Origin of the sequence: Inquilinus limosus MP06, assembly GCF_000767795.1 — a bacterium.
GTDB lineage: Bacteria > Pseudomonadota > Alphaproteobacteria > DSM-16000 > Inquilinaceae > Inquilinus > Inquilinus limosus_E.
The window spans coordinates 1-12494 of sequence record NZ_JANX01000134.1; the positions used below are offsets into that span (position 1 = coordinate 1).

Consider the following 12494-nt stretch of genomic DNA (forward strand, 5'->3'; position numbering starts at 1 on the left):
GCTCGGCTATGCCGCTGCCGGCGGCACCGGAGAGGGCGTGGTCCGGGCGGCGGCCGAGGCCTTCCGCCGCGCCGAGGGCCTGCCGGCGGCCGACGGCGTCGACGACGCGCTGCTGGTGGCGCTGGCGCGGCGGGAATGGAAGGCCGCCCCGCCGTCCTGACGCGCGCCCCTGACCCTGGCCGCGGACAGAATTCATGTAACCGCCGGCGCGATCGGGCCGTACGGGTGTCGGGGGACGTCGACGCTCCAGCGAGGACAGCATCATGAAGCGCAGCGCGATTGTGGGCCTGGCCCTGTTCGGGGTCCTGTCGGCCCTGCCGGCGATGGCCCAGACCCAGCAGCGCATCCGCGGCACCATCGAGGCGATGGACGGGCCGGTGATGACCATCGCCGCCCGCGGCGGCACGACCGCGACCGTGACCGTGGCCGATGACGCCACGGTGCGGACCATCGCCCCGGCCGACATCCGCGACATCAAGCCCGGCACCTATATCGGCAGCGCCGCCATGCCGCAGGCGGATGGCAGCCTGCAGGCGCTGGAGGTGCAGGTGTTCCCGGAGAGCATGCGCGGCGTCGGCGAAGGCCAGCACCCCTTCGACCTGAAGCCGGGCAGCACCATGACCAACGCCACCGCCGGCGACGTCACCGGCACCGACGGGCGGGTGGTGACGATGCGCTACCAGGGCGTCGAGACCAAGCTGGTGGTGCCGCCCGACGTGCCGGTGATCACCTATGAGCCGGGCAGCCGCGACCAGCTGGTCAAGGGCGCCCATGTCATCGTCAGCGCGGTCAAGGCCGATGACGGGTCGCTGGTCTCGCACGCGGTCCAGGTCGGCAAGGACGGGCTGGTGCCGCCGATGTAGGGCAGATCGGCGGGGCTAAAAAGCCGTCATTGCTTTGTCGGCTTCGCCTCCTCGCAATGGCGGTTCTTCTGCGAGAGACCGGTCTGATCGGCGTCAGATCAGCTTGCTGCGTCCCAGCTCGACTTTCAGATAGGCGTAGAACACCGGGGCCGCGATCACCCCCGGCACGCCGAACGCCGCCTCCATCAGCAGCATCGCGATCAGGATCTCCCAGGCCCGGGCATGGATCTGGGTGCCGACGATCTTGGCGTTGATGAAGTATTCCAGCTTGTGGATGATCACCAGGAAGGCCAGCGACGCCGCGGCGACATAGACCGATAGGCTGAGGCTGATCACCACGATCACGGTGTTCGAGATCAGGTTGCCGATCACCGGCAGCAGCCCGACCACGAAGGTGACCACGATCATGGTCTTGGTCAGCGGCAGGTGGATGCCGAAGGCCGGCAGGACGCCGACCAGGTAGATCGCGGTCAGCACCGTGTTGAGGGCGGAGATCCGCACCTGGGCGAAGACGACGCGGCGGAAAGACAGGGCCAGCAGCCGTGCCCGCTCCCCCAGCGCCCGGGCCAGCGGCCCGCGTCCCGGCTTTTCGGTCAGGTCGGCGATGGCGATCATGCCGCCGATCACCAGCCCGATGATGATGTGGACCAGGATGCGGCCGACATCCGTGGTGATCCGCAGCAGCTCCCGCGCATGGTCGCGCAGCGACTGCGCAATCATGGTGTCGAGGTCCTGGCCGCTGTTCGGGATATAGGCGACGATCCAGGGCGGCAGCTGCTGGCTGGCCTGCTCTACCGCCTCGGCCATCTTCCGCATCACCGCGACCAGGCCCTGCGGCCGGTCGCTGAGAAACGAGATCAGCTCGATCGCGCCGAAGATCAGGGCCACGCTGATCGCTGCGGTCAGCAGGCCGAGAGCGATGATGCGGCCGATATTCGGCAGGAAGCCGAAGCGCCGGAACGCCGGCGCCACCGCATGCACCAGCTCGTGGATCAGCAGACCTGCCAGCAGCGCGGCGAGCAGCCCGAACCAGAGGGTGCCGAGCAGGGCCAGGCCGGCCAGGATCTGCGCCGAGATCTCGATGCGGCGCTCCCGCACGGACGGGCCGGGAGCCGCAGGGACCACGGCCGCGCTCTCCTCGCTTCGGCCGGGTTGGAAATTCATGATCTCAAAGCCTGTTCTCGACGGACCGCGCGCAGCGTTACGAGCCCGACTCCGGACCCTAACCGGCCAAATGTCAATCAAACCCTTGGCGACATGATGGCGGCGATGACGAGACGCCGGGCCTGGCAAGGCCCGGCGCCTGGCTTCTGCCTGCCGCCCCCTACAGCTTGTACGCGGCTTTGGGCAGGCGGTAGGCGAGGTCGATCGCCACCTCCACCGCCTCGTCCTCCTCCAGCCGGTGCTCGGCCACCAGCTGGGCCAGGTAGCGGCAGTCGATGCGGCGGGCCACATCGTGCCGCGCCGGAATCGACGGGAAGGCGCGGGTGTCGTCGTTGAAGCCGACCGTGTTGTAGAAGCCGGCCGTCTCGGTCGCCAGCTCGCGGAAGCGCAGCATCCCCTCCGGGCTGTCGAAGAACCACCAGGGCGGGCCGAGCCGCAGGGTCGGGTAGTGCCCGGCCAGCGGCGCCAGCTCGCGCGCATAGGTGCTCTCGTCCAGCGTGAACAGGATCACCGACAGGTCGCGCTCGTTGCCGAAGCGGTCGAGCAGCGGCTTCAGGGCGCGGACATAGTCGGTGCGGGTCGGGATGTCGGCGCCCTTGTCGCGGCCGAACTCCCGCTGCAGCGTCGGGTTGTGGTTGCGGAAGGAGCCGGGATGGATCTGCATCACCAGCCCGTCCTCCAGGCTCATCCGCGCCATCTCGGTCAGCATCTGGGCGCGGAACAGCTCGGCGTCCTGCGGCTCGAACCGGCCGGAGACGATCTTTTCGAACAACGTCACCGCCGGCACCGGGTCGAGATCGGCCGTCGCCGCGGTCGGGTGGCCGTGGTCGGTCGAGGTCGCGCCCATCTGCTTGGAGAAGCCGCGGCGCTGCTGCAGCGCGGCCAGGTAGCCGCGCCAGGAATGGGTGTCCTCGCCGGTGATCTCGCCGAGTGTCTGCAGCCCCTCGCGGAAGCCGTCGAACTCCGGATCCACCACCGGGTCGGGCCGGAAGGCGGTGACCACCCGGCCCCGCCAGCCGCTGTCGCGGATGGCGCGGTGGTGGTCGAGCGGGTCGAGCGGCGATTCCGTGGTGGCGATGACCTCGAGATGGAAGCGCTCGAACAGCGCCCGCGGCCGGAACTCCGGCCGGGTCAGCCGGTCGGCGATGCGGTCGTAGATCCGGTCGGCGCTGGCCGGGGTCAGCCGCTCCTCCACCCCGAACAGCGTCTCGAAGGTGTGGTCCAGCCACATCCTCGTCGGGGTGCCGCGGAACAGGTGCCAATGCTCGGCGAAGCGGCGCCAGATCGCCCGCGGGTCGGTTTCCACCGGCCCGCCGTCGCGGCGCGGCACCCCGAGATCCTCCAGCCGCACGCCCTGGCTGTAGAGCATGCGGAAGATGTAGTGGTCCGGGATGATCAGCAGCGCCGCCGGGTCCGGGAACGCCTCGTTCCTGGCGTACCAGGAAGGGTCGGTGTGGCCGTGCGGGCTGATCAGCGGCAGCCCGGCGACCTCGGCATAGAGGCGCCGGGCGATGTCACGCTGGGTCGGGTCCGGCGAGAACAGGCGGTCGGGATGCAGGCTCATGCCACGGCCTTAGGCTGCGGACGCCAATCGGCGTATTTCGGGTGGTCCCGGCCGATCGGAAGCTCGATCGCGACGCCGGCCTCCGCAGAATGGAACAAGGCCGTCGCCAGCTCCAGCGACCGGCGCGCGTCATCCAGCGTCACCGGCAGGGGCCCGCCGCTCTCCAGCGCCGCGTGGTAGGCGCCGAGCTGGCCGGCGAAGCGCGACGGCACCGGCTGCCAATCCGCCAGGGCGCCGTCGATCCGCTGCTGGATCTCCGGCGAGGCCGGGATGATCTGCCACGGCCCGTCACCGGGGGCGTAGGGCTTGAGGCCGCTCTCGAAGGTCACGTTCTCGAAGCAGAAGCGCAGCCGGCTGATCTCGGCCTGCGAGCCGAGGGTGGCGGCGAGCGACACCAGCGCCCCGTTCTGCATCACCACGCTGGCCACGGCGCAGTCCTCGACCTCGATCGGGTTCACCCGGGTCGCGGTGCGGCAGTAGACCGAAGCCACGGGCCCCAGCATCCAGGTCATGATGTCGTGCGAATGGATGGCATGGGTCAGCAGCACACCGCCCAACTCGGTATCCAGCCGGCCGCGCCAGGGCACGGAGTAGTACTTCGCGCCGCGGTTCCAGTGCGTCTCTACCGTCGCCAGATAGGGCTTGCCGGCGATGCCGGCCTCGACGATGCGCCGGGCCTGCTGCAGCCCGTCGCCATAGCGGTACTGGAAGATCGGCATCACCCGGCCGGGTGCCGCCGCCTCGGCCTGCACCACCCGGTCGAGATCCGCCAGCGACCCGACCAGCGGCTTCTCGCAGATCACCTGCTTGCCGGCCTCCAGCGCTGCCAGGATCTGGCCGATATGCACTGTGGGCGGAGTGCAGATGTCGATCACCTCGATCTCCCGCATGCGCAGGATCTCGTCGAAGCTGGTGGTGCGGACCGGAATGCCGAACTCGTCGCCGATCTCGGTCAGCCGCTCCGGGTTCAGGTCGCAGATCGCCTCGACCCGGAACTTGTCCGGATGGGCGGCATAGCCTTCGGCGATGTGGCCGCGGCCGACGCCGAGGCCGATCACGGCCACGTTATGGATCGCCATGGTCAGGCCCTCCCGCCTTCGGCCAGCGCCTGCGCCTGCAGGGCCAACTCCATCGCCTTGAAGCAATGCGCCTGGGTCATCGCCGTCTCCGTCCGCTCCAGCACATCGGCCACCAGCTGCCGGCCGAAGGGCAGCTCGACCTGGCTGCAGTCGATCCGCTGCATGCCCTTGCGGTCGACCAGAATCAGATGGTCGGTGCCGTCCTGCCCGGTCGGGTCGACATATTTCCGCAGCTCGATATAGCCCTCGGTGCCGAGGATGGCCAGCCGCCCGTCGCCCCAGGTCGGCAGCCCGTCCGGCGTGAACCAATCGATCCGGATATAGCCGGTGGCGTCCGGGCTGCGCAGCAGCGCCTCGCCGAAATCCTGCAGCTCCGGCGTCTCCTTGTTCGCCCGGTTGGCGACCGCGGCCGACACCACCTCGACATCGAGCGTGCCGGCGAAGAACAGGAACTGCTCGAACTGGTGCGAGGCGATGTCGGTCAGGATGCCGCCATAGCGCGCCCGCTTGAAGAACCAGTCCGGTCGGGTCTTGGCGTTCAGCCGGTGCGGCCCGAGGCCGACGGTGTTGATCACCTTGCCGATCGCGCCGGCCTGCACCAGTTCGCCCGCCTTCACCGTCGACCGGGTCTGGAAATGCTCGGAGTAGCAGATCGAGTAGATCTGCCCGGTCTCGGCCTGCACCCGCCGCACCTCGGCCAGCTGCTCCAGCGTGGTCATGCCCGGCTTGTCGGAGAGGTAGTCCTTGCCGGCCCGCATCACGGCGATGCCGAGCGGCGCCCGGTCGGCCGGGATGCCGGCCGAGGTCACCAGCCTGATCGACGGGTCGTCCAGGATGGCGCGCGGGTCGGCGACGCGCCTGGCCTGCGGGTAGCGGGCCTGGAACGGGCCGGCGAGGTCGTCCTCCGGCGCGTGGAAGGCGACGAACTCGCCCCCCGCGCCGAGCAGCGCGTCGACCTGCCCGAAGATGTGGTTGTGGTTGATGCCGATGGCGGCGAAGCGGATGGTCATTCCCTAGTCCCGGATCAGCGTTTCATGCCGGTGGTGGCGACGCCCTCGATCAGAAGGCGCTGGAAGAACAGGAAGAAGAAGAACACCGGCAGCAGGGTCAGGACGGACATGGCGAACAGCGCGCTCCAGTCCGACTTGCCGGTGGAATCGACGAAGTTCCTGAGGCCGAGCTGGACCGTGTAGGAACCCATGTCGTTCAGGTAGATCAAGGGCGCGAAGAAATCGTCCCAGGTCCAGATGAAGGAGAAGATCGCCGCGGTGGCCAGCACCGGCTTCGACAGCGGCAGGATGATCTTCCAGTAGATCTTCCACGGACTGCAGCCATCCATCATCGCCGCCTCGTCCAGCTCGCGCGGGATGCCGCGGAAGAACTGCACCATCAGGAAGATGAAGAAGGCGTCGGAGGCCAGGTATTTCGGCACCACCAGCGGCAGGAAGGTGTCGACCCAGTCCAGGTTCAGGAACAGCACGTATTGCGGGATCAGGGTCACGTGGTAGGGCAGCATCAGCGTGCCCAGCATCAGCGCGAACCAGAAGCCGCGGCCGGGGAAGCGCAGCCGGGCGAAGGCGAAGGCGGTCAGCGAGCAGGCGAAGACGTTGCCGACCACCGACAGCCCCGAGATCACTGCCGAGTTCCAGAAGAACTGGCCGAAGCTGATGTCCAGCCCGCTCCAACCCCGGACATAGGCGTCAAGGCTGAAGCTCTCCGGCCACAGCGAGGCCGAGGAGAAGATCTGGCTGTCGTCCTTGAACGAGCTGGCGAGCATCCACAGCAGCGGATACAGCATCGCCAGCGAGCAGGCGCACAGCGCGATGTGGATCAGCAGCGACCGCGACAGCGGGCGGCGGATCTGGCCTAGGGCGACGTCACTCATCGTAATGCACCCAGTAGCGCGCCGAGAGGAAGGAGAAGGCGGTGAACAGCGCGATGATCACGACCAGCACCCAGGCCAGCGCCGAGGCGTAGCCCATGCGGAAATTGCTGAAGGCCTCCTGGTACAGGTACAGCGTGTAGAACAGGGTCGAGTCGATCGGCCCGCCCGTGCCCTCGCTGATGATGAAGGCCGGGGTGAAGGCCTTGAACGCCTCGATCGTCTGGATCACCGCGTTGAAGAACACCACCGGGGTCAGGAGCGGCAGGGTGATGCGCCAGAACTGGTGCCAGCGCTTCGCCCCGTCGATCGACGCCGCCTCATACAGGTCGCGCGGGATCTGCCGCAGGCCGGCGAGGAAGATGATCATCGGCGACCCGAACTGCCAGACGCTGAGGATCACCAGCGTCGACAGCGCGTAGCTGGGGTTGGAGATCCAGCTGGGCCCCTGGATGCCGAAGATCGCCAGCGCCTGGTTGATCAGCCCGTTGCCGGCGAAGAGCTGCCGCCACAGCACGGCGATGGCGACGCTCGCGCCCAGCAGCGACGGCAGGTAGAACAGCGCGCGGTACACCGGCAGGCCGGCGATGCCCTTGTTCAGCAGCATCGCCACGCCCAGGGCGAAGGCCAGCTTCAAGGGCACCGCGAACAGCACGAACAGGAAGGTGACCTTCATCGAGGACAGGAACTTCGGATCGGCCGTGGCGATCCGGACGTAGTTCGCCGCCCCGATCCAGCGCGGGTCCTGCAGCAGGTCGAAATCGGTGAAGGACAGGTAGAGCGAGACCAGGATCGGCCCGGCGGTCAGGCCGATGAACCCGATCAGCCACGGCGTGAGGAACATGTAGCCCGAGAGGGTGCGGGATGTGATCCGCCGCCCCCTCCGCGCCCGTTCCGCCCTGCCCGAGGCCTGCACCGCGATGGTCATTGGCGTCACCCGCGATCGAGAATGCTGTTGGCTTCGTCGACGAACTGCTTGGCGCCGTCTGCCACCGACGCCTGCTCGAACGAGATCAGCTCGTTCACCCGCTTCTGCAGGAAGGCGATCTCGCCCGCGCCCTTGGGCGCCGAGGGCGGCAGGGGGCCGACCTTGTCGGTGATGAAGGAGATGTAGTCGAGCGCGATCCTGTTCTGCGCGTCGAGCGTCGGCCCCACCACGTCGCGCAGCGCCTTCGAGGCCGGGACCCCGCGCTCGACGCCCAGCACCTTCCCCGCCTCCGGATCGGTCACGTAGTAGTTGACCACGCGCACCGCCTCCTCGGCGACCTTGCTGCGGGCGCTGATGCTCCACAGCATCGACGGCTTCAGGTACTGGCCCGGCTTGGCGCCCGGCCCGCCGCTGGGCTGCATGGTCATGTTCAGCTTGGTCTTGACCAGCGCCTGATGCGCCACGAGCTGGTTCGAGTTGGTGCTGATCGCCGCGGCCTTGCCCAGCGCCAGCATGCTGCTCTCCGGCGCGTTCTTGTCCAGCGCCTGGACGTCGGCCGGCGGCACGGCGCCCTGCTTGCGCAGCCCGTGCCAGAAACCGAACCAATCCTCCATGTCCTTGGCGTCGAAGCCCAGCCGGCCCTCGGCCGTGTACAGCGACTTGCCGCGCTGGCGGGTCCAGCAGTCGAGCGACGGCTCGACGCCGCCGGCATCCTGCATGCCCCAGTAGCCCGGCTTCTTCTGGGCGACGCGGCCGGACCACTCACCCCACTGCGTCCAGCTCCAGTCCCATTGCGGCTCCTCGAGGCCGAGCTGCTTGATGGTCTCGGCGTCGTAGACCCAGGCGGTCGAGTTGTTGCCGAGATTGACGCCGTACAGCTTGCCGTCGACCCGGCCGCAATCGATCGCGTCCTTGCCGAAATCCTCGATCTTCAGGATCGACGGCATGAACTCGTCGAATGGCAGCAGCGCCCCGCGCCGCGCGTATTCGACGATGTAGCGGTAGTCCATCTGGATCAGGTCGGGGGCGTTGCGGCCCGCGGTCTGGGTGGCCAGGCGCGGCCAGTAGTCGGGCCAGCCCAGCGTCTCGCCGTTGATGCCGATGCCGCTGTGCCCGGCCTCGTACAGCTTGTTGACCGCGTTGGTGCGGTCGGCCCGCTCCTTCGAGCCCCACCAGAACATGCGCAGCCGCGTGTCCTGGGCCAGCGCCGGCATCGAAAGGCCGGAGGCGGCCAGCGCGCCGAGCGCGGCCCCCGCCTTCAGCACCTGCCTGCGGTTCGTGATCAGCGTCGCCATCTCGTGTTCCTCCTCTGGTTCGCGCCCCTTCTCCCCGAAGGCGCTGGTCGTTGTCCCTGCGTCAGCCGCGGCCGGGCATGGCGCCCTAACCGCCTCCCGGCGGCGGCCCGCTGCTGCCTTTGATGAAGGGAATGGTTCCGGTCTCTCGGAAGGCCTTGCGCGATGCGATCCCCGCCCCCGCGGGACGGCCCAACCCGGAAGCGGCGAGACCGGCGACGCCGGTCCCGACCTCCAGGGCGTGCCTGCGGGTCAACCGCAGCGGCGTCATCGCGTTCCTCCTGTTGCCCCGCCCCGTCGGTCGGCGCGGCGCTGCAAGCGGTGGTCGGTTGGTGCCTGAGGCAGGCCTTCGACCGAAGGCCGGCGAGACGATGTTATAACCAGTTGGTTACAAGCTAGATCGATGCCATGATGGCTGTCAACACGAACCCCGGCGGCGGCGCTGCGTCGCCCCCGGCCCTGATCGAGGCCGCCCAGACGTGAGCATCAGCGACGAGACCATCGACGCCCCGACGAAAGATACGCCGAAACGCACCGCCACCAAGGCCGTGCGCGACCCGGAACGCACCAGCGCGGCGATCCTCGCCGCCGCGGTGAAGGAATTCATGGAGAAAGGGTACAGCGGCGCGCGCATCAACGAAATCGCCAAGCGCGCCGGCGCCAACAAGCGCATGCTGTACCACTATTTCGGCGACAAGGAGGCCTTGTACCTGGCGGTGCTGGAAGGCGCCTATGTCGCCATCCGCTCGGCCGAGAGCAAGCTGCACCTGGCCGACCACGACCCGGTCGACGGCATCCGCGAGCTGGCGCTGTTCACCTGGCGCTACTTCATCGAGCACCCGGAATTCCTGAGCCTGCTGCAGACCGAGAACCTGATGAAGGCCAGGCACCTGAAGCGCTCGGCCCGCATCTTCGACCTGCATTCGCCGCTGGTCGCCGTGATCTCCGACCTGCTCAAGCGCGGCGCGGCCAAGGGCGTGTTCCGGGCCGATGCCGACCCGGTGAAGGTCTATGTCAGCATCGCCTCGCTGGGCGCCTTCTACCTGTCGAATCGCTACACCCTGTCGACCATCTTCCGGCGCGAGCTGACCGAGCCCAAGGCGCTGGCCGAATGGGGCGAGCACATCGCCCAGATGATCCTGGCGTCCCTGCGCCCCTGACCCTTGCCCCGATCGGCAACCGCGGCCTCTTGACGCGCAGGGCCGTTCCGTGGTCCGCTAGTAACCAGTTGGTTACAATCATGGCCGGGAATTCCGCCCGCGCCGCAAGGGAGGGAAGCATGGCCACCCAGCGCCTCGGGCTCATCATGCACGGCGTCACCGGTCGCATGGGCTACAACCAGCATCTGGTGCGCTCGATCTGCGCCATCCGCGACCAGGGCGGCGTGCTGCTGCCGAATGGCGACCGGATGATGCCCGACCCGATCCTGGTCGGCCGCAATGCCGAGAAGGTCGAGCAGCTGGCCAAGCGCCACGGCATCGCGCGCTGGAGCGACAATCTGGACCAGGCGCTGGCCAACCGCGACGACACGCTGTTCTTCGACGCCGGGTCGACCCAGATGCGGGCGGAGCTGCTGACCCGCGCCATCGACGCCGGCAAGCATGTCTATTGCGAGAAGCCGATCTCCGAGACCCTGGATGTGGCGACGAAGCTGGCCCGCCACGCCGATGCTCGCGGCATCCGCCACGGCGTGGTCCAGGACAAGCTGTTCCTGCCCGGGCTGCAGAAGATCCGTATGCTGCGCGATTCCGGCTTCTTCGGCCGCATCTTCGCAGTGCGCGGCGAGTTCGGCTATTGGGTGTTCGAGGGCGACTGGCAGCCGGCGCAGCGGCCCAGCTGGAACTACCGCAAGGGCGATGGCGGCGGCATCATCCTGGATATGCTGTGCCACTGGCGCTACGTGCTGGACAACCTGTTCGGCGAGGTGAAGTCGGTCAGCTGCCTCGGCGCCACCCATATCCCGGAGCGGGTGGACGAGAACGGCAAGCGCTACGCCGCTGACGCCGACGACGCCGCCTACGCCACCTTCCAGCTCGAGGGCGGGGTGATCGCCCACATCAACTCCTCCTGGGCGGTGCGGGTGCGGCGCGACGACCTGGTGACCTTCCAGGTCGACGGCACTCATGGCTCGGCCGTGGCCGGGCTGACCCGCTGCTTCACCCAGCACCGGGTGAACACGCCGCGGCCGGTGTGGAACCCGGACCAGCCGCAGACCATGAAGTTCCTCGACCAGTGGGAAGAGGTGCCGGACAACGTCGTCCACGACAACGGCTTCAAGGTGCAGTGGGAGGATTTCATCCGCCACGTTGTCGCCGGCACGCCCTGGAAGTTCACCCTGTGGGAGGGCGCCAAGGGCGTGCAGCTGGCCGAGGCCGGGCTGCAGAGCTGGGCCGAGCGGCGCTGGGTCGACCTGCCGGCGCTGGAGCGCTGAGCCATGGCCGCCATCACCCTTCCCCGCAATGGCGGCGGCCTGGAGAGCTACAGCATCCGCAACGCGCCACTGCCGATGCCGGCGCCGGGCAGCGCCCCGGCCTTCAGCCGGGTCGCCTATGCCGCGGCGCATGTCGTGGCCGACCCGCTGGCCGACAACGATCCCTGGCTGGACGCCGCGGTCGACTGGGACCGCACCATCGCCTTCCGCCACTATCTGTGGGATCTCGGCCTCGGCGTGGCCGAGGCGATGGACACCGCCCAGCGCGGCATGGGCCTGGACTGGCCGACCGCCAAGGCGCTGATCGGCCGGGCCCTGGCCGGGGCGAAGGAGCGGCCGGGCGCGGTGATCGCCTGCGGCGCCGGCACCGACCACCTGCCGCCGGGTCCCGGCGTCACCATCGCCGACGTGATTGCCGCCTATGAACAGCAGATCGAGGCGGTGGAGGGGCTGGGCGGAAGGGTGATCCTGATGGCCAGCCGGGCGCTGGCCGCCGCGGCCAAGGGGCCGGACGACTATGTCCGCGTCTACGGCCGGATCCTGTCCCAGGTGAAGCAGCCGGTGATCCTGCACTGGCTGGGCGAGATGTTCGACCCGGCCCTGGCCGGCTATTGGGGCGACGCCGACCACGACCGGGCGATGGACACCTGCCTGGCCGTGATCCGCGACAGCGCCGCCAAGGTCGACGGCATCAAGATCTCGCTGCTGTCGAAGGAGAAGGAGATCGCGATGCGCCGCCGGCTGCCGGCGGGCGTGCGCATGTACACCGGCGACGACTTCAACTACGCCGAGCTGATCGCCGGCGACGAGCAGGGCTATTCCGACGCGCTGCTGGGCATCTTCGACGCCATCGCCCCCGCCGCCTCGGCCGGGCTGGCGCGGCTGACCGCAGGCGACGAGGCCGGGTTCCACGACATCCTGGCGCCGACCGTGCCGCTGAGCCGGCACATCTTCAAGGCGCCGACCCGCTTCTACAAGACGGGCGTCGTGTTCCTGGCCTATCTCAATGGCCTGCAGGACCACTTCCTGATGATCGGCGGCCAGCAGAGCACCCGGTCGCTGCCGCATCTGGCCGAGCTGTTCCGCCTGGCCGACGCCGCCCGCGTGCTGCGCGACCCCGACCTGGCGGTCCACCGGATGCGCAAGGTCCTGGCGCTGGGCGGGGTGGAATGAGACTGCCGCCGCAGGCAGCCCCTTTCATCCTCCCCCTCCCCTTGCGGGAGGGGACAGGGGGAGGGGGTTGCCGACGGCAATGCCGCTCTTTCGAACCGGGGGCACCGCTCCTGCGGCA

The 12494-nt window shown here is 68.7% G+C and carries 11 protein-coding genes; 4 read left to right on the forward strand and 7 right to left on the reverse strand.

Going from position 1 to position 12494, the window contains the following annotated elements; all coding sequences use genetic code 11:
- Positions 1 to 263: 263 nt before the first annotated feature.
- Positions 264 to 863: a DUF5666 domain-containing protein gene (locus P409_RS12960; protein ID WP_034836767.1), complete on the forward strand. Its 600-nt coding sequence runs from the start codon at positions 264 to 266 to the stop codon at positions 861 to 863.
- A 93-nt stretch (positions 864 to 956) separates the two neighbouring features.
- On the opposite strand, the gene P409_RS12965 is transcribed toward P409_RS12960, so the two are convergent.
- The 7 genes from P409_RS12965 to P409_RS12995 all read right to left on the reverse strand — a co-directional run bounded on the left by P409_RS12965 (position 957) and on the right by P409_RS12995 (position 8775).
- Positions 957 to 1988, reverse strand: coding sequence for an AI-2E family transporter (locus P409_RS12965; protein ID WP_034836801.1), 1032 nt, complete (start codon positions 1986 to 1988; stop codon positions 957 to 959).
- A 199-nt stretch (positions 1989 to 2187) separates the two neighbouring features.
- Positions 2188 to 3591 carry a glucuronate isomerase gene (gene uxaC / locus P409_RS12970; RefSeq protein WP_034836770.1) on the reverse strand — a complete coding sequence of 468 codons (1404 nt, stop codon included), beginning with the start codon at positions 3589 to 3591 and terminating at the stop codon, positions 2188 to 2190.
- Positions 3588 to 4670, reverse strand: a complete 1083-nt coding sequence (locus P409_RS12975) for a Gfo/Idh/MocA family protein (protein WP_034836773.1) — start codon at positions 4668 to 4670, stop codon at positions 3588 to 3590. Before P409_RS12975 ends, uxaC begins: the two co-directional genes overlap by 4 nt.
- Positions 4671 to 4672: 2 nt before the next feature.
- Entirely contained in the window at positions 4673 to 5680 is a 1008-nt protein-coding gene (locus P409_RS12980) for a Gfo/Idh/MocA family protein (RefSeq protein ID WP_034836777.1), read from the reverse strand.
- A 14-nt stretch (positions 5681 to 5694) separates the two neighbouring features.
- A complete protein-coding gene (locus P409_RS12985; RefSeq protein ID WP_034836781.1) occupies positions 5695 to 6555 on the reverse strand; it encodes a carbohydrate ABC transporter permease in 861 nt (286 codons plus the stop codon).
- On the reverse strand, positions 6548 to 7480 hold the full coding sequence (locus tag P409_RS12990) for a carbohydrate ABC transporter permease (RefSeq protein WP_034836785.1): 933 nt from the start codon (positions 7478 to 7480) through the stop codon (positions 6548 to 6550). Before P409_RS12990 ends, P409_RS12985 begins: the two co-directional genes overlap by 8 nt.
- Positions 7481 to 7485: 5 nt before the next feature.
- Complete coding sequence (locus P409_RS12995) at positions 7486 to 8775, reverse strand: ABC transporter substrate-binding protein (RefSeq protein WP_034836789.1); 1290 nt, start codon at positions 8773 to 8775, stop codon at positions 7486 to 7488.
- 476 nt (positions 8776 to 9251) lie between these two features.
- Between P409_RS12995 and P409_RS13000 the strand changes: the two genes are divergently transcribed.
- The 3 genes from P409_RS13000 (at position 9252) to P409_RS13010 (ending at position 12376) form a co-directional block, all read left to right on the forward strand.
- Positions 9252 to 9932, forward strand: coding sequence for a TetR/AcrR family transcriptional regulator (locus P409_RS13000; RefSeq protein WP_081991476.1), 681 nt, complete (start codon positions 9252 to 9254; stop codon positions 9930 to 9932).
- A gap of 119 nt (positions 9933 to 10051) precedes the next feature.
- The gene (locus tag P409_RS13005) at positions 10052 to 11203 is read left to right on the forward strand and encodes a Gfo/Idh/MocA family protein (protein ID WP_034836792.1); all 1152 of its coding nucleotides are present in this window, start codon (positions 10052 to 10054) and stop codon (positions 11201 to 11203) included.
- 3 nt (positions 11204 to 11206) lie between these two features.
- Positions 11207 to 12376: a dihydrodipicolinate synthase family protein gene (locus P409_RS13010; RefSeq protein WP_034836796.1), complete on the forward strand. Its 1170-nt coding sequence runs from the start codon at positions 11207 to 11209 to the stop codon at positions 12374 to 12376.
- The last annotated feature ends 118 nt before the right edge of the window (positions 12377 to 12494 follow it).